19 protein-coding genes are annotated in these 24,825 nt (G+C 72.4%); 9 read left to right on the top strand and 10 right to left on the bottom strand.

Annotated elements, in window-relative coordinates:
* Positions 1 to 351 precede the first annotated feature (351 nt).
* From ACZ6PY_RS27610 to ACZ6PY_RS27590, 5 genes are all read left to right on the top strand, one after another.
* Entirely contained in the window at positions 352 to 945 is a 594-nt protein-coding gene (locus ACZ6PY_RS27610; protein ID WP_466077244.1) for a hypothetical protein, read from the top strand.
* Between the two features lie 13 nt (positions 946 to 958).
* A complete protein-coding gene (locus ACZ6PY_RS27605) occupies positions 959 to 1,909 on the top strand; it encodes a hypothetical protein (RefSeq protein WP_466077238.1) in 951 nt (316 codons plus the stop codon).
* Positions 1,910 to 2,040: 131 nt separating this feature from the next.
* A complete protein-coding gene (locus ACZ6PY_RS27600) occupies positions 2,041 to 3,696 on the top strand; it encodes a sodium:solute symporter family protein (protein WP_466077235.1) in 1,656 nt (551 codons plus the stop codon).
* 16 nt (positions 3,697 to 3,712) lie between these two features.
* Entirely contained in the window at positions 3,713 to 4,033 is a 321-nt protein-coding gene (locus ACZ6PY_RS27595) for a hypothetical protein (RefSeq protein ID WP_466077232.1), read from the top strand.
* A 98-nt stretch (positions 4,034 to 4,131) separates the two neighbouring features.
* Positions 4,132 to 4,515 (top strand): hypothetical protein, encoded by a 384-nt coding sequence (locus ACZ6PY_RS27590; protein ID WP_313718496.1) that lies wholly within the window; start codon positions 4,132 to 4,134, stop codon positions 4,513 to 4,515.
* Positions 4,516 to 4,611: 96 nt separating this feature from the next.
* Here the strand turns inward: ACZ6PY_RS27590 and ACZ6PY_RS27585 are convergent, their stop codons facing one another.
* Complete coding sequence (locus ACZ6PY_RS27585; protein WP_466077229.1) at positions 4,612 to 6,393, bottom strand: glycoside hydrolase family 6 protein; 1,782 nt, start codon at positions 6,391 to 6,393, stop codon at positions 4,612 to 4,614.
* Positions 6,394 to 6,991: 598 nt separating this feature from the next.
* On the opposite strand from ACZ6PY_RS27585, the gene ACZ6PY_RS27580 reads away from it, so the two are divergent.
* Together ACZ6PY_RS27580 and ACZ6PY_RS27575 are read left to right on the top strand one after the other, a co-directional pair.
* Positions 6,992 to 8,035, top strand: a complete 1,044-nt coding sequence (locus ACZ6PY_RS27580; RefSeq protein ID WP_466077226.1) for a hypothetical protein — start codon at positions 6,992 to 6,994, stop codon at positions 8,033 to 8,035.
* Positions 8,022 to 8,783: a class F sortase gene (locus ACZ6PY_RS27575; RefSeq protein ID WP_466077223.1), complete on the top strand. Its 762-nt coding sequence runs from the start codon at positions 8,022 to 8,024 to the stop codon at positions 8,781 to 8,783. Before ACZ6PY_RS27580 ends, ACZ6PY_RS27575 begins: the two co-directional genes overlap by 14 nt.
* Positions 8,784 to 8,844: 61 nt before the next feature.
* Here ACZ6PY_RS27575 and ACZ6PY_RS27570 read toward each other — a convergent pair whose 3' ends face one another.
* Positions 8,845 to 13,908, bottom strand: a complete 5,064-nt coding sequence (locus ACZ6PY_RS27570) for an NAD-glutamate dehydrogenase (RefSeq protein ID WP_466077220.1) — start codon at positions 13,906 to 13,908, stop codon at positions 8,845 to 8,847.
* A gap of 287 nt (positions 13,909 to 14,195) precedes the next feature.
* Here ACZ6PY_RS27570 and ACZ6PY_RS27565 point away from each other — a divergent pair, with 287 nt between their 5' ends.
* Entirely contained in the window at positions 14,196 to 16,163 is a 1,968-nt protein-coding gene (locus ACZ6PY_RS27565; RefSeq protein ID WP_466077217.1) for a penicillin-binding transpeptidase domain-containing protein, read from the top strand.
* Between the two features lie 6 nt (positions 16,164 to 16,169).
* Here ACZ6PY_RS27565 and ACZ6PY_RS27560 read toward each other — a convergent pair whose 3' ends face one another.
* The 8 genes from ACZ6PY_RS27560 to ACZ6PY_RS27525 all read right to left on the bottom strand — a co-directional run bounded on the left by ACZ6PY_RS27560 (position 16,170) and on the right by ACZ6PY_RS27525 (position 23,965).
* Positions 16,170 to 17,468 (bottom strand): arginase family protein, encoded by a 1,299-nt coding sequence (locus ACZ6PY_RS27560; RefSeq protein WP_466077214.1) that lies wholly within the window; start codon positions 17,466 to 17,468, stop codon positions 16,170 to 16,172.
* Between the two features lie 66 nt (positions 17,469 to 17,534).
* Positions 17,535 to 18,455 carry a tetratricopeptide repeat protein gene (locus ACZ6PY_RS27555; protein WP_466077211.1) on the bottom strand — a complete coding sequence of 307 codons (921 nt, stop codon included), beginning with the start codon at positions 18,453 to 18,455 and terminating at the stop codon, positions 17,535 to 17,537.
* 135 nt (positions 18,456 to 18,590) lie between these two features.
* Positions 18,591 to 20,279: an acyl-CoA mutase large subunit family protein gene (locus tag ACZ6PY_RS27550; RefSeq protein WP_466077209.1), complete on the bottom strand. Its 1,689-nt coding sequence runs from the start codon at positions 20,277 to 20,279 to the stop codon at positions 18,591 to 18,593.
* Between the two features lie 95 nt (positions 20,280 to 20,374).
* Positions 20,375 to 20,788, bottom strand: a complete 414-nt coding sequence (locus ACZ6PY_RS27545) for an Asp23/Gls24 family envelope stress response protein (RefSeq protein WP_466077206.1) — start codon at positions 20,786 to 20,788, stop codon at positions 20,375 to 20,377.
* A gap of 85 nt (positions 20,789 to 20,873) precedes the next feature.
* A complete protein-coding gene (gene meaB / locus ACZ6PY_RS27540; protein ID WP_466077203.1) occupies positions 20,874 to 21,878 on the bottom strand; it encodes a methylmalonyl Co-A mutase-associated GTPase MeaB in 1,005 nt (334 codons plus the stop codon).
* A 2-nt stretch (positions 21,879 to 21,880) separates the two neighbouring features.
* Positions 21,881 to 23,074, bottom strand: a complete 1,194-nt coding sequence (locus ACZ6PY_RS27535) for an acetyl-CoA C-acetyltransferase (protein WP_466077200.1) — start codon at positions 23,072 to 23,074, stop codon at positions 21,881 to 21,883.
* Positions 23,075 to 23,216: 142 nt separating this feature from the next.
* On the bottom strand, positions 23,217 to 23,540 hold the full coding sequence (locus tag ACZ6PY_RS27530; protein ID WP_466077197.1) for a hypothetical protein: 324 nt from the start codon (positions 23,538 to 23,540) through the stop codon (positions 23,217 to 23,219).
* Between the two features lie 92 nt (positions 23,541 to 23,632).
* Positions 23,633 to 23,965, bottom strand: coding sequence for a hypothetical protein (locus ACZ6PY_RS27525; RefSeq protein ID WP_466077194.1), 333 nt, complete (start codon positions 23,963 to 23,965; stop codon positions 23,633 to 23,635).
* Positions 23,966 to 24,277: 312 nt separating this feature from the next.
* Between ACZ6PY_RS27525 and mce the strand changes: the two genes are divergently transcribed.
* Positions 24,278 to 24,754 (top strand): methylmalonyl-CoA epimerase, encoded by a 477-nt coding sequence (mce, locus tag ACZ6PY_RS27520; protein WP_466077191.1) that lies wholly within the window; start codon positions 24,278 to 24,280, stop codon positions 24,752 to 24,754.
* Positions 24,755 to 24,825: the final 71 nt, after the last annotated feature.

Below are 24,825 nucleotides of genomic sequence, written 5' to 3'. Positions count from 1 at the left end.
GGGCAGGATACGTAATCCCAGCCGGATGCACTACCGGCCGTCTCGCCCCTCACTACGGTCCGGAATGTTCGCTGTGGACACCGTTGGACGGCTCCGGACCGCCGAAAGGGACCGGCGGGATTTCGTCCACAAGGGGCGCACGGGAGGCCGGCTCGCCGGTCGCGTCGCCCGCCGCCCGGTTCGTCACCCGAACGCCGCGTCTGGGGCCGCTCCACCTTTCGCGGTGCGAAACGGATGTGTGCCCGGCCGTGCCGTGGGCAGGCTCCGGGGGCACGATCGCGCAGGAAAGTACCGCCGATCGGGATTGACGATCACGGACCGGAGGGAATACCAGCGGGCGAAGGAGGAGCCATGTCGCCCACCCAGGTAGTCGTCATAGTCATCGTCGTTCTGGTGCTCGCGGCGCTCGCCGCGGTCGCCGTGGTCGCCAGCCGCCGCCGGGCCCTCAGGGAGCGTTTCGGCCCTGAGTACGACCGGGCGGTCGCCGAGCAGGACAGCCGCGGCGCCGCCGAGCGGGAGCTGCGGGAGCGGGAACGCCGCCACGCCGAGCTGGAGCTGACCCCGCTCAGCCCGGAGTCCCGGGCCCGCTACGCCGCCGCCTGGGAGGAACTCCAGGTGCGTTTCGTCGACTCCCCCGCCGAAACGGTCGGCGACGCCGACGAACTGGTCACCCGGCTGATCGCGGAGCGCGGGTACCCCACCGGGGACTTCTCCGAACAGATCGCCCACCTGTCCGTCGAGCACGCCCGCACCCTCACCCACTACCGCGACGCCCACGACATCCGGCTGCGCAACGAGCGCGGCGAGGCCGGCACCGAGGATCTCCGGCAGGCGCTCGTGCACTACCGCGCCCTCTTCGCCGATCTGCTCGGCGAGGACCCGGTCGGGCACCAGCCGCCCGAGCAGCGCCATCCCGACCACGAGCACGACGCCACGAGCCGCTGAGGAGGCCGCCGCCATGCGTCAGGAAGAGCAGCAGGTCACGCAGGACCACCCCGAGGCCGTCCGGTCCACGCCGGTGCCGGTCCCGCCTTCGGGCGACCGGGCCGCCGGCGACGGGCCCCAGGCCGACCGGGCCGACGTGCCCGAGGACGCCCTGGACGACCGGGGCACCTTCGACGACCCGGCGGTCACCGACGAGCGCGCCGGGCGCCGGGACGCGGAATCCGACGAGACCCGGGCGTACGACGCCGGGGAGCTCAGCGACGCGGAGGCCGCCGACGCCGACGACCGCCCGGTGTACCACGACCCCGCGCCGCTGCCGACCGCCTTCGGGGCGACCTCGGTGGGTGACGCGGTGGCCGCCTCGGCGATGGCCAGCGGCCGGCCCGAGGACGAGCGGGACCCGCGGGGCGAGGACACCGCCGTGCCGGGCGACGGCGCGCCGGGCCGGACCGACGCGTTCGACGACGAGCGGGCCGACCCGACGGCGGGCGACCGGCTGCACGACCCGGACCGCTGGGAGGCGGCCCACTCCGGCGTGGCGCGGGACGACGCGCCGGCCGCCGCCGGGGCCGGGTACGGCAGCGCCGAGCCGGCGATGGTCGACCCGGACACGAGCACCGCCGCGGCCGGCGCGGGCGCGGCCGGTGCCGCCGTGGCCGGTGCGGCCCGGCCCACACCGGGCGCCGTGCCGGCCGACGCGGCCACCCTCTTCGCCGGGGAGACCGCCCAGGACTTCCGGGACCGCTGGCGGGACGTCCAGCTGCGCTTCGTGGACGACCCGCAGGCGGCGGTCGGCGAGGCGCAGTCGCTGGTCGAGGAGGCCATCGAGGCGCTCTCCGTCGCGCTGCGCGAGCAGAAGACCAAGCTGGGCAGCTGGCAGGAGTCCGGCTCGACCGACACCGAGCAGCTCAGGGTCGCCGTACGCGGCTACCGGGACTTCCTGGACCGGGTCCTGGGCCGCTGACGACACCCCTGCGCGGAGCCCCGGCCGGTGAACGGCCGGGGCTCCGCCATGTGCGACAGACCGCACTCCGGGCATGAAATTTCCCAAAGTGGGTACCTGCGGGCGCAGCGTCGCCACGGAGGGAGCACGGGATGGGTGACGGCCTTCGGTTGGACATGAACGCCCTGGACTATCTGATCCTGGCGCTCTACTTCATCACGGTCCTCGGCATCGGTTTCGCCGCACGGCGGGCCATCCGGACCAGTGTGGACTTCTTCCTCTCCGGGCGGTCGCTGCCCGCCTGGGTCACCGGCCTCGCGTTCGTCTCGGCGAACCTGGGCGCCCTGGAGATCATCGGCATGGCGGCAAACGGCGCCCAGTACGGCGTCATGACCGTCCACTACTACTGGATCGGCGCCGTGCCGGCGATGGTCTTCCTGGGCATCGTGATGATGCCCTTCTACTACGGCTCGAAGGTCCGCAGCGTCCCCGAGTACCTGCGGTTGCGGTTCAACCGGCCGACCCACCTGCTGAACGCGATCAGCTTCGCGGTCGCCCAGGTGCTCATCGCCGGGGTCAACCTCTACGCGCTCGCGCTGATCATGCAGGCGCTGCTCGGCTGGCCGCTCTGGGTGGCGATCGTGATCGGCGCGCTGATCGTGCTGGCCTACATCACCATCGGCGGCCTGTCCGGCGCGATCTACAACGAGGTGCTCCAGTTCTTCGTGATCATCGCCGGGCTGGTGCCGATCACCGTGATCGGCCTCGTGAAGGTCGGCGGCGTGAACGGCCTGATGGACGCGGTCCGCGACTCGAAGCTCGGTGAGGCCGGGCTGCACGCCTGGCAGGACACCGGCAGCACGGACAACCCGCTCGGCGCGCACTGGCTGGGCATCGTCTTCGGCCTCGGCTTCGTGCTCTCGTTCGGCTACTGGACCACCAACTTCGCCGAGGTCCAGCGCGCCCTGTCCGCCCGGAACATGAGCGCCGCCCGCCGGACGCCGATCATCGGCGCGTACCCGAAGCTGCTCATCCCGCTGGTCACCGTGATCCCCGGCCTGATCGCCCTGGTCACCGTCAAGGGGCTCGGCGCCGAGGAGGGCGACCTGGTCTACAACAACGCGATCCCGCTGCTCATGCGCGACCTGCTGCCCAACGGGGTGCTCGGCATCGCGGTCACCGGCCTGGTGGCCTCGTTCATGGCCGGCATGGCGGCCAACGTCAGCGGGTTCAACACGGTGTTCACCTACGACATCTGGCAGGCGTACTTCAAGCGGGACCGCCCGGACGAGTACTACGTGAAGGTGGGCCGGATCGCCACCGTGGTGGCGGTGGTGGTCGGCATCGGCACGGCGTTCATCGCGGCCGGGTTCAGCAACATCATGAACTACATCCAGGCCCTGTTCTCGGTGTTCAACGCCCCGCTCTTCGGCACCTTCATCATCGGCATGTTCTGGCGTCGGATGAGCCCGCTCGCCGGCTTCTGGTCGCTGCTGGCGGGCACCGTGGTGGCGATCGGGACCTATCTGCTGCACCTGGGCCACGTCGTCCGCTTCAACTCCGACCTGGAGGAGAGCTTCTGGGGCGCCGGCCTCGCCTTCGTGACCGTCGCCGTCGTGGCGGCGATCCTCACCCCGCTGACCCGGCCGAAGCGGAACGACGAGCTGACCGGCCTGGTCTACGGGCTGAGCGACGCCACGCTGAAGGACGACTCGCTGGCCGGCGACGCCGCCTGGTACCGCTCGCCGGTGCTGCTCGGCGTGATCGCCGTGGTCCTCGCCGCCCTGTTCTACATCCCGGTCTTCTGAGAAAGGGAGGCACGCCATGGCAGACAACCCCGAACGCCGCTCCCGCGGCGAGGCCCACGACCCGCTGGTCGAGGAGACCGAGGCCGAGGAGGCCCGGTCGGCGGCGGCGCGGCTGTTCGACATCCGCCGGGTGATCGGCGGGTTGTTCGTCGCGTACGGGCTGATCGTGGGCCTCATGGGCCTCTTCGACTCGTCCGCCGAGATCGACAAGGCGCAGGGCGTCCGGATCAACCTCTGGGCGGGCCTGGTGATGCTCGCCTTCGGCCTGCTGATGCTGCTCTGGCAGTGGCTGCGCCCGACCGAGCCGCCGGAGCCACGCGCCGCCGACGAGGGCTGACCGCGGCCCCGGGACGCCCGTCCCGGGGGCCGCCGGCATGGCCGGGGCCGCACGGGGTACGCCGTGGGGATCACGGAAAGGGACAGGAGGGCAGCAGCATGACGGATCGTGACCGCGGTGGCGAGCGGCCGCTGGAGGAGACCCCCGAGGTGGCCGCCGCGGTGGACGACGACAGCACGGTGCCGCAGCTGCGCACCGGTGGCACCGACCCGAACAATCCCGTCTTCACCGAGCCCGACGGCGCGGTGCCCGACACCGGCTCGCCGGACATCCTCGGTGACCCGTACGCGGCCGGGACCGGGGCGACCGGCACCGGCACCGGCGCGGGCGGGGACAACATCCGGACCGGCGCCGAGCAGCCGTGGGATCCCGAGGACCTGGTGGCGGCCCGGGGCCAGGACCTCACCCCGGAGAACCTGGAGCAGGCCCGCCGCGACCTGGCCGAACTGGGCCGGGCGGCGATCGAGCGCACGGTCCCCTGAGCACCCGGGGGCCCCTGGTCGACGTGGGTCGACCAGGGGCCCGGGGAACCCGCGCGGCGGTGCCTCACTCCCGCCGCGGCGGGTGGGCCGGCCCGCTCAGGAGAGCGGCGGGTAGGCGTTCTTCATGAGCTCCTGGAACTGTGCGGAGAACCAGGCGCCGGAGATCGGCGCGTTGGGCAGGGCGCCGCTCGGGTTGTTGCCGTTGCGGGCGTTGCCGGTGTAGGTCGGGTCGCACATCCGGTCGAAGCCCTTGCCCTCGTCGTTCGGGATGAGGGTGCTGGAGCCGTCCGACTCACCCGGCGGCTTCACCCAGACGTACGCGTCGATGCCCGACTCCGGGTTCGCCCTGGGCCGCTCGCCGAGACCGGCGCCGGCCTGGTTGCACCAGTTGCCGGCGTGGATCCGCCGGTCGACGCGGCCACCGTTGACGTAGGTGTCCACGCTGGTGGTCGCGCCGGGCCCGGTGGGCCGGGCGGTGCCGCCCCAGCCGTTGCGGGACGTGTCGATCAGCATGCCGATGTTGCTGTCGAACCCGACCGAGACCAGCTTCTGCCGGAACGCCTGGGCGAACGAGAGCTCGTCGACGTACTGGTTCCAGTCGATCCACTTCGACTGCCGGACGCTGGTGCCGTTCACCGTGTCAGTGATCTTGACGTACGGCTCCTTGAGCGCCGAGTAGTTCGCCGTGTTGACGATGAACCCGTGCACGTTGTGGACGGTGCTGCCGGAGGCGACGGCCGCGCTCTTCAGCATGTCGGCGGTCGGGCCGAAGTTGCTGTCCCAGCCGATCCACCCGTGGTGGGCGGCGTCGATGTAGTTGTAGACGTTGCCGAGCGCGCCCAGCTTGGCCAGGGCGTAGCCGACCCCGTTGACGTAGGCGCCGTTGGCCTTGACCGTGTCGCACATCGCGGTGCCGCCCGCGTTGCCCGAGGTGTTGGTCACCAGGTTGGGCAGCGAGTCGATCTCGATGATGTTGATGATCCGCAGGTTCTTGTACTTCGGGTCGCTCTGGATCGCCGCGATCGGGTCGATGTACTCCGCCTTGTAGCGGGGCAGTTCGTCCGGGCCCAGCTCACCGTTGGACGCCAGCGCGGCGCAGTCGCGGCCGGGCAGGTTGTAGATGACGAACTGGATGTAGCCCGCGCCCTGGGTGAGCGCCGCGTCCAGGTGGTCGCGGACGCCCATGGAGCCGTTCGAGCTGCTGCCGTCGGTGCCCTCGATGGCGGCGATCCGGTCCAGCCAGACCGCGGTCGGGTTGTTGGAGACCCGGCTGCCGCCCGCCTCGGCGTCCGCCTTGGCCTTCCACTCGGGGTTCACGTACCCCTTCACCCCGGCGTACGGGTTGTCGACCTTCTGGCCCGGCGTGGTCGGCGTCGGGCTGGGGCTGGTCGGCGTGGGGCTGGGGCTCGTCGGCGTCGGGGTCGGGCTGGTCGGCGTCGGGCTGGTGGTGCCGCCGTTGCAGACCGTGCCGTTCAGGGTGAACTGGGTGGGCTTCGGGTTGCTGCCGCTCCAGGCGCCGTTGAACCCGATGCTGGTGCTGGCGCCGGTGCCCAGCGCCCCGTTGTAGGACTCGTTCTGGGCGGTGACGTTCTGGCCGCTCTGCGACCACTTCGCCGACCAGCCCTGCTGCACCTTCTGGCTGCTGTTCGGGAACGTGAAGCCGAGGTTCCACGAACTGAGCGGGTCACCGAGGTTCCTGATGGTCACGGAGGCGGTGAAGCCGCCGGGCCAGTCGCTGGTGGTGTAGTCCACGCTGCACTGGGTCGCGGCCTGCGCCGCGGTGACCGGGAGGGTCACCAGTCCACCGGCGACCAGGACGCCGGCGCCGGTCAGCGCGAGCGCCCGGCTGCGGCCGGAGAGCCTTCTCCACAGATTCATGCCACTGATCTCCTTGGGCGAGACCGGATCCGCGTACGGCCCGGTGGAAGGGCGCTCGGGCGTCCGCCGGGGGACGGATCGTCGGCGCCACGGGTGTGTTCGGGGGGGTGCCCGACCCGGACGGGCGTCATGGTGGTGGTGCGACCGGCCCGCACGGGACCGGCCGGGGAGTCGGACGCCGTCCGGTGACCCGGCTGCCCTCGACGTCTGAACTCGCGGTGTGGCTCCCCGAACCGCGTGCAGCGATTCTTGCATGGGAGCGCTTCCATGGCAATGCCTCGATGCGCCCGCGTCCCGCTCGCCCGAACCACCGGGCGAGTCGCGGGAGGCGCCGTCGTCCGGAAGCCAGGCAGACCGGCGGAGTCCGCCACGCCACGGCACGGCCGGGCGCAGTCGACGCGGGAACGACCGAGCCGGCACGGCCCCGCCCCGGCGATACGCAGAACCACTAAAAGCGGCGTAGCACCCGCACCGCTCCTACCGCCGATAAACTCCTAAACACGAATCTTTCCCCGGATAAGTCATGAACCGGTCTAACGTCGGTCGTAGCTCGACTGAAGGCGGGCTCAGGACAAAAAGGGATGGAGTGACGCAGGTCATGGCTAAGAAGATGCTCGGGAAGCTCGTCGCGGGTGCCGCTCTCGGTGGCGCGTCCCTGCTGCTGTTCTCGCCCGGGGCGGCGAACGCGGCCAGCACGAACGCCCTCGCCAAGCCGCAGATCAGTCTTCCCGGTACCTGCTCTGGGGAGCACGAGAACTGGGACCACAAGAACTGGGACCGCAAGGACTGGGACCGCAGCTACGAGGACCGCAAGGACCACGACAGCAAGGACTACCAGGACGGCAGGGACTACCAGGACGGCAAGGACTACGGGAACGGCAAGCACGACGACGGCAAGGACCACGAGGACGGCAAGGACTACCAGGACGGCAAGGACTACCAGGACGGCAAGGACTACCAGGACGGCAAGGACTACCAGGACGGCAAGGACTACCAGGACAGCAAGGACCAGAACGGCAAGCACGACGACGGCAAGGACCACGAGGACGGCAAGGACTACCAGGACGGCAAGGACTACCAGGACAGCAAGGACCAGAACGGCAAGCACGACGACGGCAAGGGCGAGGAGCGCAACGACTGGCAGGGCAACGACTCCTGGCAGCCGGGCGCCGGTGGCCAGGGCGGCGGCCTGGTCGCCGACCAGCCGGGCGACGAGAAGGACCGCAAGGACGACCAGCGCAAGGACGACGAGCGCAAGGACGACCAGCGCAAGGACGACCAGGCCAAGGACGACCAGCGCAAGGACGACGAGCGCAAGGACGAGGACCGCAAGGACGAGGACCGCAAGAACGACGAGCGCAACGACCGGGACAACAAGGAGCACGACGCCAAGGACCGGGACCAGCGCGACGAGGACCAGAAGGGCCACGACCGCAAGGACGAGGACCAGAAGGGCCACGACCGCAAGGACGAGGACCGCAAGGACTGCATGCCGCGCGGCCACGTCGACGGCGGCGACGGTGGCATGACCACCACGAGCCTGGACCGCAACATGGCCGCCAGCGGGGTGGGCGTCATCGGCGCCGCCGCCCTGGGCGGCATGGTTCTGCTGCGCCGGCGCCGGGGCGATGACCTCGTCTGACCGGACGGCGACACGGCCCGGCGGCCGCCACGGAAAACCGTGGCGCGCCGCCGGCGCCGCTGTCGTCGTCCTGCTGGCCATGGTGGGCGCCGGCCTGATCGGGGCGTCGGTGCGGACCGTGCCGCCGCCCCGCCCGCCCCAGCCGCTCGCCCAGGGCGCCCCCACCGACCTGTCCCCGTCGCCGATCATCATCCCCGGCCCCACCGGCGGCACCGACACGGAAACCGCGGACCAGGCATCCGTCGGAGACGACGCCGCCGTCACGCCGCAGCCGGACCTCGCCCCCGCCGGACTGCCCCGCTCGACCCCGACGACCATCTCGATCCCCCGGATCGGCGTGCACGCCGAGATCATGACCCTCGGCCTGAACCCGGACGGCACGGTCCAGGTGCCCCCGCTCGAGCAGGCCATGAAGGCCGGCTGGTACTCCCCCGGGCCCAGCCCCGGCGAGGCCGGCAACTCGGTGATCGTCGGCCACGTCGACTCGGCCAAGCTCGGGCCGGCCGTCTTCTTCAACCTCGGCGCGCTCCGGACGGGCGACACCATCTCGATCGCCCGGGAGGACGGCTCGACCGCCACGTTCACGGTGACCGAGGTGAAGTCGTACCCGAAGGCGGCCTTCCCCACCGAGCTGGTCTACGGCCCGTCCGACAAGCCCGGCCTGCGGGTGGTCACCTGCGGCGGGGTGTTCGACGAGAGCAGCGGCAGCTACGTCGACAACGTCATCGCCTTCGCCAGCCTGGCGTGAAGCGCCGCGGCCCGGTGGTCGGGATCACCGACCACCGGGCCGCGCCGGCGTGCGTACCGGGTCAGGCCGCCGCCGAGGTCCGCACCAGGGTACGGATCTGCCGCAGCAGCACCGACAGGGCGGACAGGTCGGCCCGGGACTCGTCGAACTCCCCCATCGCCCGGTGCGCCCGGTGGATCGAGGTGGCGTTCGCCTGCTCCCACTCCTGCACCCGCTCGACCGGCGGGAGGCTGTCCGGGGTGGAACCGAGGACCTCCGCGGTGAGCGCGGCCAGCGCGGCGTACAGGTCGTAGCGCAGCGCCATCCGGGCCAGGGTCTGCCAGCGGTCCTCCCGTGGCAGCAGGGAGATCTTCGACAGCAGGGCGTCCACCCGGAACCGGTCGGAGAGGACGAAGTAGACCGAGGCCACCTCGCCCACGTCCCGGCCGGTCGACTGGGCGGTCTCCACCACGTCGAGCAGGCCGAAGCTGTACATCAGCCGGGTCGCCTGCTCGGCCAGGTCGCGGGGCAGCCCCTTGCCGATCAGCGAGTCGATGTGGGCGGCGATCGCCTCCCGCTCGGTGCCGTAGAAGAGGTTCTCCAGCCCCGGGAGGAGCCGGGCCACCCCGTCGCGCAGGCGGGCGATCTCCCCCGGCACGTCGATCGGCGAGCGCCGGTTGGTGACCAGCCAGCGCACCGCGCGGTCGAGCAGCCGTCGGGTGTCCAGGTAGACGCTGGTCTGCAGGTCGGGCGAGACCTTGTTGTCCAGCGCCTCGACCGCGTCCCACAGCTCGCGCAGCCCGAACACCTCACGGACCACCACGTACGCCCGGAGCACGTCCGCCGCCGAGGCGGCCGTCTCCTCGACCACCCGGAAGACGAACGTGATGCCGCCCCGGTTGATCGCCTCGTTGACCAGGACCGTGGTGACGATGTCCCGGCGCAGCCGGTGCTGGCCCATCCGGTCGGCGAACCGCTCGCGCAGCGGGGTCGGGAAGTAGTTGACCAGGACGTCGGTCGTCCACTCCTCGTCCGCCAGCCCCTCGGCGACGATCTCCCGCTCCAGCACGATCTTCACGTACGCCAGCAGCACCGCGAACTCCGGCGCGGTCAGCCCGGTCTCGCCGCGCACCGCCAGTTCCTCGTCCGGCGGCAGCGCCTCCAGCGCCCGGTCCAGCTGGCCGGCCCGCTCCAGCTCGTTGATCATCCGGCGGTGCACCGGGAGCAGCGAGGCGGCCTGGGCCTGGGCGTTGTTCAGCGCCCGGGCCTGGTCGTAGTTGTCCCGCAGCACCAGCTCGGCGACCTCGTCGGTCATCTGGGCCAGCAGCTCGTCGCGGTGCGGTGTGTCGAGCACGCCGTCGGCGACCGCCGTGTTGAGCAGGATCTTGATGTTCACCTCGTGGTCGGAGCAGTCCACCCCGGCCGCGTTGTCGATGAAGTCGGTGTAGATCCGGCCGCCGGCCGCCGCGTACTCGATCCGGCCGTGCTGGGTGAAGCCCAGGTTGCCGCCCTCACCGACCACCCGGCAGCGCAGGGCCTTGCCGTCGACCCGGATGGCGTCGTTGGACTTGTCGCCGACCTCGGCGTTGGTCTGCGTCGACGCCTTCACGTAGGTGCCGATGCCGCCGTTCCAGAACAGGTCCACCGGCGCGGTGAGGATCGCCTTCATCAGCTCCTGCGGGCTGAGCTGCGTGACGTCGTCGTCGAGGCCGAGCACCGCACGCACCTGCGGCGAGACCGGCACCGACTTGGCGGCACGCGGGTAGATCCCGCCGCCCGCCGAGATCAGCTCGGCGTTGTAGTCCTCCCAGGACGACCGGGGCAGGTCGAACAGCCGCTTCCGCTCGTCCCACGAGGTGGCCGCGTCCGGGTCCGGGTCGAGGAAGATGTGCCGGTGGTCGAAGGCGGCCACCAGCCGGATGTGCTTCGAGAGCAGCATCCCGTTGCCGAACACGTCGCCGGACATGTCGCCGACGCCGACCACCGTGAAGTCCTGGGTCTGGGTGTCGTGCCCCAGCTCCCGGAAGTGCCGCTTCACCGACTCCCAGGCGCCCCGGGCCGTGATGCCCATCTTCTTGTGGTCGTAGCCGGCCGAACCGCCGGAGGCGAACGCGTCGCCCAGCCAGAAGTTGTGCGCGGCGGAGATCTCGTTGGCGATGTCGGAGAACGTCGCGGTGCCCTTGTCCGCCGCCACCACCAGGTACGGGTCGTCGGCGTCGTGCCGGACCACGTCCTCCGGCGGCACGATCCGGCCGCTGGAGATGTTGTCGGTGACGTCGAGCAGCGCGCCGACGAACTCCTTGTAGCAGGCCACCGCCTCGTCCCGGTCGCCCGGCTTCTGCTTGAGCACGAAGCCGCCCTTGGCGCCCACCGGCACGATCACGGCGTTCTTCACCATCTGCGCCTTGACCAGGCCGAGCACCTCGGTGCGGAAGTCCTCGCGCCGGTCGGACCAGCGCAGGCCGCCCCGGGCCACCGGCCCGAACCGCAGGTGCACGCCCTCGAACCGGGGCGAGTAGACGAAGATCTCGAACTTGGGTCGCGGCGCCGGCAGCTCCGGGATCGCCTGCGGGTCCAGCTTGAACGCGACGTACGGCTTGGGCCGCCCGCCGACCGGCCGCTGGTAGAAGCTGGTGCGCAGGGTGGCCTGGATCAACGTCAGGAAGGAGCGCAGGATCCGGTCCTGGTCGAGGCTGGCCACGTCGTCCAGCGCCTCGCCGATCGCGGTGACCAGCTCGCCGCTGCGCTCGCGGCGCTCGTCCAGGGTGGACGCGCCCGGCCGGAACCGGGTCTCGAAGAGGTCCACCAGCAGGGTGGCGATCCGCGGGTACGCGATGAAGGTCTGCTCCATGTACTCCTGCGAGAACACGGCGCCGGCCTGCCGCAGGTACTTCGCGTACGCCCGGAGCACCACGACCTGCCGCCAGGTGAGCCCGGCCCGGAGCACCAGCTCGTTGAAGCCGTCCACCTCGGCCTCGCCCCGCCAGGCGGCGGCGAAGGCGTTCTCCACGTGCGGGCGGACCTCGGCCAGCTCCTGGTGCGCCTCCGGCAGTTGCAGCCCGAAGTCGTAGAGCCAGATCCGGCCGTCGACGCGCTCCACCTCGTACGGGTGCTCGTCGACCACCTTGACGCCGAGCGAGTGCAGCACCGGCAGCACGGCGGAGAGCATCATCGGCTCGCCGTACCGGTAGACCTTGAACCGGACGTCCATGGTCTCGTCGACCTGGACGGCCCGGCCGGCGCCGTTGGTGCGCGGGGCGAGCTGCTTGCGGAACAGGTGCATCTCCAGCTGGCCCGGCTCCTCGAGCAGTTCCAGCTTGGCCAGGTCCTTCATGGCCTCGTACGGGGTGTGCCCGTCCTTGTAGCCCTCCGGGAACGCGTCGGCGTACCGGCTGAACAGGTGCTTGGCCTGCTCGTCGCCGAGCTTGCGCTCCAGCACCAGCCGGTAGTCGTCGTCCCACAGGCGGGTCGCGTCGGCCAGCTCCTCGGCGAGCAGGTCGGCGTCGATCTCGCCGGGCGGGTTGTTCGGGTCGGTCCGGACGATGAAGTGCACCCGGGCCAGCATCGACTCGGTCACCCGGGTGGTGTAGTCCACCCCGACGCCGTTCAGCTCGCGCAGCAGGATGTCCTGCATGCGCAGCCGGTTCTGGGTGGTGAACCGGTCCCGCGGCAGGTAGATCAGGCAGGAGATGAACCGCCCGTACGCGTCCCGGCGCAGGAACACCCGCAGCTGCCGGCGGCCGGCCATGCGGAGCACACCGATCACCGCGTGGTAGAGGTCGTCGGTCTTGATCTGGAACAGCTCGTCGCGCGGGTAGGTCTCCAGGATCTGCAGCAGGTCCTTGCCGGAGTGGCTGCGCAGGCTCAGGCCCGAGCGGTCCAGCACCTCGGCGACCTTCCGCCGGACCACCGGCAGCTCCTGGACGCTGGTCCGGTAGGCCGCCGTGGAGAACAGGCCCAGGAAGCGCCGCTCCCCGACCACCTCGCCGGCCTCGTTGAAGATCTTGAAGCCGATGTAGTCGAGGTAGGCCGAGCGGTGCACGGTGGCCCGCGAGTTGGCCTTGGTGATGATGAGCAGGCGCTTCTCCAGCACCTTCTCGTGCGCCTCGGGCGTCATGGAGTTCAGCGACCGGGCCTCGGGCGAGTCGGACCGCAGGATGCCCAGCCCGGTGCCGAGGACGGCCTCCAGGGCCTGGCCGCCGTCCGCGCCGTCGGTGTCGACCAGCCGGTACTCCCGGTAGCCGAGGAAGGTGAAGTGGTCGTGCGCCAGCCAGCGCAGCAGCTCCACCGAGTCGGTGATGTCCTTCTCCGGCACCGGCGGGCGGTTGTCCGAGGTGCGGGCCGAGGCCAGCTCGTCGGCCAGGGCCAGGGCCCGCTGCCGCATCTTCGGCCAGTCCTCGACGGCCTCCCGCACGTCGGTGAGGACCCGCTGCAGCTCCCGGCGGAGCTTCTCCCGCTCGGCCGCGTCGCGGACCGGGTCGATCTCGATCCGCATCCAGCTCTCGACCAGGTCACCGGCGATCGCGTCGTCCGGCTCCACGTCCGCGGAGACCTCGGTCAGCCGGCCCAGCGGCTCCCGGCGGACCACCACCAGCGGGTGCACCAGCAGGTGCACGTCGAGGTGGTGCGAGTTCAGCAGCGCGGTCACCGAGTCGACCAGGAACGGCATGTCGTCGGTGACGATCTCGACCACCGTGTGGTGCTGCTCGGCGTCGGGCTCGTGGATGCGCAGCTTCAGCTCGCCTGGTACCCGCTGCTGGGCGAGGTCCCGGTGGGCCCGCGCCGCGTCGAGCATCTCCTCGGCGGTGAAGCCGATCAGCTCCTCGTCGGGCGCGAACCGCCAGAACCGGCCCACCAGGGTGGCCGCGTCGTGGTCGTCACCGGCCAGCGCGACCGCCTGGGCGACCAGGCGCTCCGCGTTGGGTACCGGCTCGTCCAGCTCGTCCTCGGACTCGTCGCCCAGCGCCTGCGCGGGCAGGCCCAGGTCGTAGAGGGTGTCGATGCTGGAACCGGTCATCCCGGTCACTCCTGTGTCGAGACGGCTGAAACCGTCCCCGTCGGTCGCCGAATCGAAGCTGTCATCGTCCCGGCTGGTGTCAGCCTGCCGGAGGTCGGGTCCCGGTTTGATCGCCGGACGCCGGTCCATCGGTGCCACTCCCCTCGACCCACCGCGTTGTGGGTCACTCTGCCGCCCAGCCTAGGCCTGCCGCTGTGCCCCTTCGTCGGCGGACCACTGGCCGGACGTCCGGATCGGGACTCTGTCCTTTCACCCGTTGCGGGTCCGTGGTCGGCCGGTCGCGGAGTACCCGGACTGGCGATGTTCATCACACTGCCACACGGCACTCTTTGCCTGCGCAAGGGCCGTGCCGGGACGGTGGGAAGCCGCGTGCCGTACTAGCGTGCAGGGCAGCTTCATACCGGAGGGACCGCTTCATGCTCCTGTCGTACCCCGTCCACCGCCGCCTCTCCCCTCCCCGTCGGGCCCTCGCGGCGCTGGCCGCCACCGTGCTGGCGGCGGGGGCGTTGACCGGGTGCTCGGGCGACGACGGCCCGGAGCGCAGCGTCGACGCCTTCCTGACGGGGTGGCGCTCCGGCAACCTCCAGGCGGTCGGCTTCATCGACCCGACCGGCGCCAAGGTGCCCGCGGCCGACGTGACCAAGGAGCTCCGGTCGCTCGCCGGGGAGCTGGGCGACAGCCCGCCGCAGCTCAAGCGCACCGGCGAGGTGAAGATCGAGGGGGACATCGCCACCGCGCGGGTCCGGCTCACCTGGCCGCTGCCCGGGGCCACCACCTGGACCTACGAGAATCCGGTACGCCTCCGGCACGGCTCCGACGACCAGTGGCAGGTCATCTGGGAGCCGGCCGTCGTGCACGAGAAGCTGGAGTCCGGCGACCGGCTCGCGCTGCGTCGGGAGGCCGCGCCCCGGGCCGGCGTGCTCGACGGCGCCGGAGCCCCGCTCGTCACGCCCCGCCCGGTGGTCCGGGTGCAGGTGAGCCCCGCGGAGGTCAAGGACGCCAAGGCCCTGGTCCGCCAGCTCGACACCGCGTTCAAGGCGGTCCGGCCCGCGCTCACCCCGCCGGTCGACCTCTCCGACCTGCCGAAACGCCTCAGCGAGGCGGAGCGGGGGGCGCTCGTCGAGGTGGTGACCCTGCGCGACGAGGCGTACCGGCAGATCAAGCCCCGGATCTACGACCTGCCCGGCACCCGGTTCCAGTCCGACAAGCTCTTCCTGGCGCCGACGCGGGAGTTCGCCCGGGCCCTGCTCGGCTCGGTCGACCCGGCCCAGGCCGACGACCTCAAGGCCCACCCGGACAGGTACGTCCGCGGCGACCTGGTCGGCCACGGCGGTCTCCAGGGCCGCTACGACGACCGCCTGCGCGGCACCCCCGGGATCACCGTGATCACCGAACGCTCCGCCCCGGACGGCACCACCGCGCCCAGCGGGGTCGAGGCGTTCCGCAGCGAGCCCCGGGCCGGCCAGCCGCTGAAGACCACCCTCGACGTGGCCACCCAGAACGCCGCCGACGCGGCGCTGCGCGGCCAGGCCCGCCGTTCCGCCCTGGTGGCCGTCCGGATCAGCGACGGCGCCGTGCTGGCCGCCGCCAACGGCCCCGGTGCGGCAGGGGAGAACCTCGCCTTCACCGCCCAGGTGCCGCCCGGCTCGACCTTCAAGATGGTCAGCGCCCTGGGCCTGCTGGACCGGGGCGCGGTCACCCCGGAGGCGACCGTGCCCTGCCCGAAGACGTTCGAGGTCGACGGGCGGTCGTTCAAGAACTCCGACAACTTCGAGTTGGGCGACGTCCCCTTCACCACCGACTTCGCGAAGTCCTGCAACACCGCCTTCACCTCGCTGGCCCCGAAGCTCGGTCCGGACGGGCTGGCGCAGGCCGGCCGCTCGCTCGGCCTGGAGGCGCCCTGGGACCTCGGCACCGACGTCTTCCCCGGGAAGGTCTCCACCAACGGCTCGGCCACCGAGCAGGCCGCCGCCGCGATCGGTCAGGGCACCACCGTGGTCAGCCCGCTCGCCATGGCCGGCGCCACCGCCGCCGTGGCCCGCGGCCACTGGGAGCAGCCCCGGCTGCTGCTCGACCCCGCCCCGGCGAAGCCCGCCCCGGCCGGCGCGGCGCTCAGGCCGGAGTCGGTGACGGCGCTGAAGACGATGATGCGCGCGGTGGTCACCGGCGGCACGGCCAGCGCCCTCGCGGACGTCCCCGGCGAGCCGGTGTACGGCAAGACCGGCACCGCCGAGTACGACAACAACCCGGCGCACACCCACGCCTGGTTCGTCGGCTGGCAGGGCGACGTCGCGTTCGCGGTCTTCGTCGAGCAGGGCGGGTCGAGCACCACCAGCGCGGTCCCGATCGCCGAACGCTTCCTCCGGGGCCTCGCGGCCCGCTGAGGTGGCTCAGGCGATGTCCGCGCCCGGGCGCCCCGGCCCGGCGTCGCCCACCGGCGTCGGGGGCTCGTCCTCGCCGCCGGGCACCCGGCGCAGCAGCCCCGGTCCTGGCGACCCGAGCGGGCCGACCGGCCCGTCCGGTTCCGCCGCGGGGCGCGGCAGGCCCGGGCCGGACCGGTCGGCGGGACGGTCGGGCGCCGGCCGCTCTCCGTTGGCGCCGGCGGGGTCGTCCCCGGCCTCGGTCGGGGCCGGGCCGATGGGTTCCACGGCCACCGCGGGCGCGGGGACGGCCGCCGGGCCGGGCAGCACGTCGCGGGCCGGGGGCCGGCCGTTGCCGGGGCGGGGCGCCGGGGCGACCGGGCCGGACGGCAGCAGCCGGGGCGGTGTCGCGCCGGGCGCCGCGACCGGCGCGAGCCCGGCCACCACGGTGTTGACGATCTCGGCGGCGTACGACCCGTCGGGGTCGTAGTCGGGGTCGAAGACGGTCAGCTCGACACCGAGGCAGTGCGGGGTGTCCACCAGGCCGGCGAGGAGGATCTCCAGCTCGGCGAACGCGATCCCGCCCGGGTCCGGCGCGTCGACCGCGGGCATCACGGCCGGGTCGAGCACGTCCACGTCGATGTGCACCCAGTAGCCGGCGCAGTCGGCCAGCTGCTCGTGCGCCCACTGGGCGGTGCGGGCCGCACCCTCGGCGCGCAGCGCCGGCACCGGGCGGGTGGTGATGCCGGCGGCCTGGAGGTCGAGGCGGTACTCGTCCTGGGCCCGGATGCCGAGCACCACCACGTCGATGTCCCGGAAGTAGGGGCGCCGCCCCTCGATGGCGGCCAGGTCGGCCTGCCCCCGGCCGGTGACCAGGGCCAGGTCCTCCCCCGCCGCCGCGCCCACGTAGGAGGCGTTGCCGGGGTGCCGGAAGTCGGAGTGGCCGTCGACGAAGACCAGCCCGATCCGCCCGCCGACCGCCTCGCCGAGCCGGTGCATGGCCAGCGCCGAGCCGAGCAGGACCGAGCAGTCCCCGCCGAGCACCAGCGGGAACTCGCCGCGGTCGATGATCGCGCCGATCCGGTCGGCCAGCGCCAACGAGTAGCCGGAGATCTCCGGGGCGTGGCAGACCCCGTCGCCGGGGCGCCAGTCACCGGGGTCGTACCGGGGCGGGGTGAGGCAGCCGGCGTCGCGGGCCCGCAGCCGCGCGAGCAGGCCGTGGTCGCGCAGCGCGCCGGGCGCCTTGCCGCAGCCCGGGACGGAGGTGGACGTGGGTGGGCGCAGGCCGAGGTTCGTCGGCGCGTCGAGGACGGCGATCCGGCGCATCATGGGCTCCCGTCCTCGGTGGTCGGGCGGGCCGGCCGGAACGCCGGCCCGCGCTGGCGTGCGGTGAACTCAGAACAGGGCGCTGGCCAGGGCACGTCGGGCGGACGCCACGGCGGGGTCGTCCGGGCCGGCGATGGTGAACAGCGACACCAGGTGCTGGCGGACCTTCTCCCGGTCGTCGCCGGCGGAGCGGCGGACCAGGCCGACGAGCCGGGCGTAGGCCTGCTCGGCCAGGCCGCTGAGCACCTCGATGTCGGCGGCGAGGAGCTGGGCCTCGATGTCGTCGGGGGCCTGCTCGGCGGCGGCGAGCGCGGCGCGCGGGTCGGCGCCGGCGACCCGCCGGGCGACCCCGACCTGGGCCAGGCCGGCCTCCGCCGCGGCGTCCGCCGGGCTCTCGGCCAGGATCTTCCGGTACGCCGCCTCGGCGGCCTCCAGGTCGCCGGACATCAGGGCGTCGTCGGCCTCGGTGAGCCGCGGGTCCTCCGGCTCGGCGACGGTCACGCCACCGGCCTTGAGGATGGCCTGGATCCACTGGCGGAGCTGGGCCTCCGGCACCACGCCGGAGAAGGCGTCGATCGGCTGCCCGCCGACCACCGCGTAGACCATCGGGATGCCCTGGACCCGGAACATCTGGGCGAGCCGGGGGTTGGCGTCGACGTCGACCCGGGCGAGCACCCACGCGCCGTCGCCCTCGGCGGCCAGCCGCTCCAGCACCGGCGAGAGCTGCTTGCAGGGCTCGCACCACTCGGCCCAGAAGTCCACGACCACGGGCGTGGTCAGCGACCGCTCCAACACCTCGGACTGGAAGGTCGCCTCGGTCACGTCGATGACGGCCACGCCGCCTCCCGCCGGGGGGCCGCCGGGCACGCCGGCCGGCGGCCCGGCCTGGCTCGGGGCGGTGGGACGGGCGGGTTCCGGGGTGCCGCGCAGCGCGCTGAGGTCGACCGCGCCGCGGGTGAAGATCGACGAGGTGATCCGTGGGTCGCTCATGGTTATCTAGTCTCGCACGTGGCCCGCGGAACTCGGATCAACCGCCACGGCGGCAGTTGCGACTCTCACGCCTGCTCGGACGCGGGAAGGGCCCCGTCCCGACGGCTGGCGTCGGGACGGGGCCCTTCCTCCGACTCAGAAGCGGGCGGGCTCGCGGTAGACGCCCCATTCGCCCCGCAGCGCGTCGCAGATCTCGCCCAGCGTGGCCTCGGCCCGGACCGCGTCCAGCATGGCCGGGATCATGTTCTCCCCGGTCCGGCTGACCTCGACCATCCGCTGCACGGCGGCCTTGACCGCGGCGTCGTCACGGCCGGCCTTGCGCTCGGTGAGCACCCGGCGCTGCTCCAGCTCGACCTCGTGCGAGATGCGCAGGATCTCCAGGTCCTTGGCGACCGTGCCGGTGTGGCAGTTGACCCCGACGATCCGCTTGTCGCCCTTCTCCAGCGCCTGCTGGTAGACGAAGGCCGATTCGGCGATGTGGCCGGTGAACCAGCCGTCCTCGATGCCGCGCAGGATGCCCGAGGTCATCGGGCCGATCTTGTGCGGGCCCTCGCCGCCGAGCTGCCGGATCCGGGCGAAGATCTCCTCCGCCTCGGCCTCGATCTTGTCGGTGAGCGCCTCGACGTACCAGGAGCCGCCGAGCGGGTCGGCGACGTTGACCACGCCGGTCTCCTCCATGAGCACCTGCTGGGTGCGCAGGGCGATTTCGGCGGACTCGTCGGTGGGCAGGGCCAGGGTCTCGTCGAGGGCGTTGGTGTGCAGCGAGTTGGTGCCGCCGAGCACGGCCGCCAGGGCCTCCACGGCGGTCCGCACCACGTTGTTGACCGGCTGCTGGGCGGTCAGCGACACCCCGGCGGTCTGGGTGTGGAACCGCAGCCACTGGGCCTTCTCGCTGGTGGCGCCGTAGACGTCGCGCAGCCAGCGGGCCCAGATCCGGCGGGCGGCCCGGAACTTGGCGATCTCCTCGAAGAAGTCCACGTGCGAGTCGAAGAAGAAGCTCAGGCCCGGGGCGAAGACGTTGACGTCCAGCCCGCGCGAGAGCCCCAGCTCGACGTAGCCGAACCCGTCGGCCAGGGTGTACGCCAGCTCCTGCGCGGCGGTCGAGCCGGCCTCGCGGATGTGGTAGCCGGAGACCGACAGCGGCTTGTAGCGCGGGATCTCCCGGGCGCAGTACTCCATGAGGTCGCCGATGAGGCGCAGGTGCGGCTCCGGGTCGAAGAGCCACTCCTTCTGCGCGATGTACTCCTTGAAGATGTCCGTCTGGAGCGTGCCGTCCAGCGTGGACAGGTCGGCGCCCTGCCGCTCGGCGGCGACCAGGTACATGCAGAAGACCGGGACGGCCGGGCCGGAGATGGTCATCGAGGTGGTCACACCGGCCAGGTCGATGCCGTCGAAGAGCACCTCCATGTCGGCGGCCGAGTCGATGGCCACGCCGCAGTGACCGACCTCGCCGAGCGACTGCGGGTCGTCGGAGTCGCGCCCCATGAGGGTCGGCATGTCGAAGGCGACGGAGAGCCCGCCGCCGCCGGCCCCGAGGATCATCTTGTAGCGCTCGTTGGTCTGCTGGGCGTTGCCGAACCCCGCGAACTGCCGGATGGTCCAGGTGCGCCCGCGGTAGCCGGTCGGGTAGAGCCCCCGGGTGTACGGGAACTCGCCCGGCCAGCCGATCCGCTCGAAGCCCGGGTACGGCACCCCCTCCGGCGGCCCGTAGACCGGGTCGACGGTCATCCCGGAGAGCGTGGTGAAGTCCGCGTCGCGCTTGCGGGCGGCGTCGTAGCGGGCCTGCCAGCGGGCCCGACCGGCGGCGATCTCGTCGGCGTCCATGCGCGGAGCTCCTCCTCGAGTCCTGGGATGCAGACCGAGTGTAGAACGCCAGCCTGAACGATCGCTAAGCTTGCGCCTACCGAGCGGTAACCTGATCAGGCCGGGGGCGCGGCCGGGTCGCCCAACGCCACGTCGTCGACCCGGATGTTGATCTCGTCGACCCGCAGGCCGTACCCCTCGACCGCCGAGGTCACGGCGGCACGGACCGCCTCCGTCACCTCGGGCACCGGCCGGCCGCCGCCGATGACGATGACCAGGTTGACCACCGCCGCGCCGTCGGTGACGTGCGCCGAGCAGCCGCGCCGGGCGTCGCCGACCTGGTCCAGCCCGACCCGGTCCAGCACGGCGTTGAAGAAGCGGGCCACGTCGCCGCCCAGCTCGGCCACCCCGGGCACCGACCTCGCGGCGGCCACCGCGATCTTCTCCACCACCTCGTCGGAGACGTGCGTCGCACCGCCCACCACCGCGTTCGGCGTCACCGACAGCTCCTGGGTCGCCTCGTCAGCCATGCTCTCCCACCACAGACGCGCACCGCCCCACGGATCCGTGAGGCGGTGCGAGCGTACTAGGCGGGGATGTTCCGCAGTGGACCCGTCAGGCGCCGAGCTGGGCCAGCAGCTCGCCGGCCGCCGCGTACGGGTCGATGGCGCCCTCGGCCACCTTGGCGGCGAGGGTCGGCAGCTGCGTACCGTCGCGCAGCGAGCCGATCCGGTCCCGCAGGGTGCCCAGCGCGATGGCCTCGATCTCGGCGGCGGCCCGCGCCTCCCGGCGGCGGCGCAGCTCGCCGTGGCGCTCCAGCCAGTCGCGGTGCTTGTCGATCGCGGCGGCGATGTCGTCGATGCCCTCGCCGCGGGCGGCGACGGAGCGGACCACCTGCGGCCGCCACTCCCCCGGCCCGCGCTCGCCCAGCGCGATCATGCCCTGGATGTCGCGCACCGTGGCGTCGGCGCCGTCCCGGTCGGCCTTGTTGACCACGAAGACGTCGGCGATCTCCAGGATGCCGGCCTTGACGGCCTGGATGGCGTCGCCCATGCCCGGGGCGAGCAGCACCAGCGTGGTGTCGGCCAGCGAGGCCACCTCGACCTCGGCCTGGCCGACGCCGACGGTCTCCACCAGCACCACGTCACAGCCGGCGCCCTCCAGCACCCGCACGGCCTGGGGCGTGGCCGCGGAGAGCCCACCGAGGTGACCCCGGCTGGACATCGAACGGATGTAGACGCCGGGGTCGGTGGCGTGGTCCTGCATCCGGACCCGGTCACCGAGGATCGCCCCGCCGGTGAACGGGCTCGACGGGTCGATGGCCAGCACGCCCACCCGGTGGCCGCGCGCCCGCAGCGCCCGGACCAGCTCGTTCGTGGTGGTCGACTTGCCCACGCCGGGCGAGCCGGTCAGACCGACCACCTGGGCGTGCCCGGCGTAGGGGGCCAGTGCCGCCGCGACCTGCGGCAGCACCTCGTCGCCGGACTCGACCAGGGTGATCAGCCGGGCCACCGCGCGGGGGTCACCCGCGCGGGCCCGCTCGACCAGCAGGGGTACGTCCCGGCTGCGGCGTACCGGACCGGCCGCCGCCGCCGGGACGTTCTGCACACTGTCGCCCACGGTCAGCTCTCGGCACCGTTCGGCACGTGGATGATCAGCGCGTCGCCCTGGCCGCCGCCGCCGCAGAGCGCGGCCGCGCCGGTGCCGCCGCCCCGCCGCTTGAGCTCCAGCGCCAGGGTGAGCACCAGCCGGGCGCCGGACATGCCGATCGGGTGGCCGAGCGCGATGGCCCCGCCGTTGACGTTGACCTTGTCGGCGCTGACGCCCAGGTCCCGGGTGGACTGGATGCCGACGGCCGCGAACGCCTCGTTGATCTCGATGAGGTCGAGGTCGGAGACGCCCAGGCCGGCCTTCTTGAGGGCGTGGTTGATGGCGTTGGACGGCTGCGAGTGCAGCGAGTTGTCCGGCCCGGCCACGTTGCCGTGCGCGCCGACCTCGGCCAGCCAGGTGAGCCCCAGCTCCTTCGCCTTGGCCTTGCTCATGACGACCACCGCGGCGGCGCCGTCGGAGATCGGCGAGGAGCTGCCGGCCGTGATGGTGCCGTCCTTGGTGAACGCGGGGCGGAGCTTGCCCAGCGACTCGGCCGTGGTGTCCGGGCGGATGCCCTCGTCCTCGCTGATCACCAGCGGGTCGCCCTTGCGCTGCGGGATGATCACCGGAGTGATCTCCTCGGCGAAGTGCCCGTTCTTCTGGGCGGCGGCCGCGCGCTGGTGGCTGGTCGCGGCGAACGCGTCCTGCTCCTCGCGGGTGATGCCGTGCTTCGCCCCGTGCCGCTCGGTGGACTCACCCATCGAGCAGCAGTCCCAGGCGTCGGTGAGGCCGTCCAGGGCCATGTGGTCCTTGATCGTCACGTCGCCGTACTTGTAGCCGGCGCGCTGGCCGAGCATCAGGTGCGGGGCGTTGGTCATCGACTCCATGCCGCCGGCCACCACGATGTCGAACTCGCCGGCCCGGATGAGCTGGTCGGCCAGGGCGATCGCGTCCAAACCGGAGAGGCAGACCTTGTTGATGGTCAGCGCCGGGGTGGACATGGGGATGCCCGCCTCGACGGCGGCCTGGCGGGCCGGGATCTGGCCCGCGCCGGCCTGGAGCACCTGCCCCATGATCACGTACTGCACCTGGTCGGGTGCCACGCCGGCGCGCTCCAGCGCCGCCTTGATCGCGACGCCGCCGAGCTTCGTCGCGGGGAGGTCCTTGAGGTTGCCCAGCAGGCGCCCCATCGGGGTCCGCGCGCCGCTGACGATCACCGAAGCCATGCCTGCCTCCGAGGGGGTGCCGACCTGTACGCCTTAACGATTGTTAGGACGCACCATATCTGCCGGGAAGAGCGACAGTACGGTGACCCCGAGCACGTCCGCAATGCGATCCAATCGTGCCGGTCGATGGCTGGGCGCCCGTTCAGCCCTGGCGCGGGCGGCGCCGGCGGGGCGGCACCGGACCCCTCGGCGACGCGGGCGACGGGTGCGCCCCCCGGGCGGCCACCTCGATCCGCGGCGTCCGGTTCGAGGGGAGGTGCTCCCGCTCGGCGACCACCACCACGTCGACCTTTCCGTCGATCATCAGCTGCCTGACCTCGTCCCACGGTGCCGTGGTGATGATCCCGAGGAGGCCGTAGCGGCAGCGCCTCGTGTGGTCCAGGCAGGCCATGAGGTGGGGCTCGATCGGGTCGATGTGGGAGGGGATCCAGATGGCGGCGACGGGGCGTGACAGTGAACTCACCATCCGTACTCTCCACCGTGTGCAAGTTGCAGATCAACCGTGCGCCGTCCGGGTTCGCATATGCCGAACGATCGATGAGCCCGGTCACCGCCGGCTCACCGGCCCGGCGCTCGGCCCTGCTGCGCCCGGAGGTGGTCGTCGAGGCGGCTCTCCACGTTCTTGAGACGGCGCTCCGCGTCGTTGACCGCGTTCCGCAGCGTCCCGCGCCCGTCCGGGTGCAACTCCGTCTCGATCCGCCGCAACCGCTCCGGCACCCCCGGGACGGCGTCGTGGCCCGGTCGGGCCGGCACCCCGTACCAGTCCTGCCGGAACTCCTCGTTCTGCCGGGCCAGGCGGCGAAGCGGCCGGCTCACCGTCACGGCCAGGGTGAGCGCGCTGAGGATCGCGCCCAGCACGACGCCTGCCGCCGCCCACTGCTCCAGTGTCATGCCGACCGCTCCCGAGTCCGGTCGAGGCCCCCGTGCCCGGGCCGCGAGCGCCGGCCGGGGGGCGACCATTGCTGATGTGCGTGCCTGTTCGAATCCTGCTCGCGACCTGGTCATCGAGGCATCGCCCGTCCAGCAGGACGATTGGCGCGGCGTCGGGCCGCCGCTCGGGCGTACGGAGGACGCGGACCGCGGTGACCCCGTTCGGGATCGGCCGTTCGACCGAGGCTCACGCCGAGGGCGTTCCGCGCGGTCCGTCGAGCGGAGTGAGATGTCCAACTGTCTCCCGAACGATCGTTCGGTCAGACTGGCGCCATGGCTGAGAACTCTCCCGTCGAGCCCGCTGCCGACCCCGTCGCCGACATCGGCCTGCGCCGCATCGACCACGTCGGGATCGCCGTGGCCGACCTGGACGCCGCGATCGACTTCTACCAGCGCACCTTCGGGATGCGCTGCGTGCACACGGAAACCAACGAGGAGCAGGGCGTACGCGAGGCGATGCTGGCCGTCGGGCCGACCGCCGAGGGTGGTTGCGTGCAGCTGCTCGCCCCGCTGTCGCCGTCCTCGACGATCGCGAAGTTCCTGGACCGCAACGGGCCGGGCGTGCAGCAGGTCGCGTACACGGTGGCCGACATCGACGCGGCCTGTGCGGCGCTGCGCGAGCGCGGCGTCCGGCTGCTCTACGAGGAGCCGCGGCGGGGCACCGCCGACTCCCGGATCAACTTCGTGCACCCGAAGGACGCCGGTGGCGTCCTGGTCGAACTGGTCGAGCCGGCCGCCTCCGGCCACTGACGCGTCGAGGGGCTCCGGTCGAGGTGGCCGGAGCCCTTCCTACTACCTGGGACACGGCGCGGCACTGCGCG

The organism is Micromonospora sp. NPDC048907 (genome assembly GCF_055586885.1).
Note: the sequence above shows the minus strand (reverse complement) of the source record. Positions and strands in the feature narration are given on the sequence as shown.

What these genes read in the sequence shown, in the direction of transcription:
- ACZ6PY_RS27590 (WP_313718496.1), top strand. Translation starts at nt 4,132, where the DNA reads ATGACGGATCGTGACCGCGGTGGCGAGCGGCCGCTGGAGGAGACCCCC.
- ACZ6PY_RS27525 (WP_466077194.1), bottom strand. Translation starts at nt 23,965, where the DNA reads ATGACACTGGAGCAGTGGGCGGCGGCAGGCGTCGTGCTGGGCGCGATC.
- ACZ6PY_RS27605 (WP_466077238.1), top strand. Translation starts at nt 959, where the DNA reads ATGCGTCAGGAAGAGCAGCAGGTCACGCAGGACCACCCCGAGGCCGTC.
- ACZ6PY_RS27555 (WP_466077211.1), bottom strand. Translation starts at nt 18,455, where the DNA reads ATGAGCGACCCACGGATCACCTCGTCGATCTTCACCCGCGGCGCGGTC.
- ACZ6PY_RS27530 (WP_466077197.1), bottom strand. Translation starts at nt 23,540, where the DNA reads ATGGTGAGTTCACTGTCACGCCCCGTCGCCGCCATCTGGATCCCCTCC.
- ACZ6PY_RS27565 (WP_466077217.1), top strand. Translation starts at nt 14,196, where the DNA reads ATGCTCCTGTCGTACCCCGTCCACCGCCGCCTCTCCCCTCCCCGTCGG.
- ACZ6PY_RS27545 (WP_466077206.1), bottom strand. Translation starts at nt 20,788, where the DNA reads ATGGCTGACGAGGCGACCCAGGAGCTGTCGGTGACGCCGAACGCGGTG.
- ACZ6PY_RS27570 (WP_466077220.1), bottom strand. Translation starts at nt 13,908, where the DNA reads ATGGACCGGCGTCCGGCGATCAAACCGGGACCCGACCTCCGGCAGGCT.
- ACZ6PY_RS27575 (WP_466077223.1), top strand. Translation starts at nt 8,022, where the DNA reads ATGACCTCGTCTGACCGGACGGCGACACGGCCCGGCGGCCGCCACGGA.
- ACZ6PY_RS27595 (WP_466077232.1), top strand. Translation starts at nt 3,713, where the DNA reads ATGGCAGACAACCCCGAACGCCGCTCCCGCGGCGAGGCCCACGACCCG.
- mce (WP_466077191.1), top strand. Translation starts at nt 24,278, where the DNA reads ATGGCTGAGAACTCTCCCGTCGAGCCCGCTGCCGACCCCGTCGCCGAC.
- ACZ6PY_RS27535 (WP_466077200.1), bottom strand. Translation starts at nt 23,074, where the DNA reads ATGGCTTCGGTGATCGTCAGCGGCGCGCGGACCCCGATGGGGCGCCTG.
- ACZ6PY_RS27550 (WP_466077209.1), bottom strand. Translation starts at nt 20,279, where the DNA reads ATGGACGCCGACGAGATCGCCGCCGGTCGGGCCCGCTGGCAGGCCCGC.
- ACZ6PY_RS27560 (WP_466077214.1), bottom strand. Translation starts at nt 17,468, where the DNA reads ATGATGCGCCGGATCGCCGTCCTCGACGCGCCGACGAACCTCGGCCTG.
- ACZ6PY_RS27610 (WP_466077244.1), top strand. Translation starts at nt 352, where the DNA reads ATGTCGCCCACCCAGGTAGTCGTCATAGTCATCGTCGTTCTGGTGCTC.
- ACZ6PY_RS27580 (WP_466077226.1), top strand. Translation starts at nt 6,992, where the DNA reads ATGGCTAAGAAGATGCTCGGGAAGCTCGTCGCGGGTGCCGCTCTCGGT.
- ACZ6PY_RS27585 (WP_466077229.1), bottom strand. Translation starts at nt 6,393, where the DNA reads ATGAATCTGTGGAGAAGGCTCTCCGGCCGCAGCCGGGCGCTCGCGCTG.
- ACZ6PY_RS27600 (WP_466077235.1), top strand. Translation starts at nt 2,041, where the DNA reads ATGGGTGACGGCCTTCGGTTGGACATGAACGCCCTGGACTATCTGATC.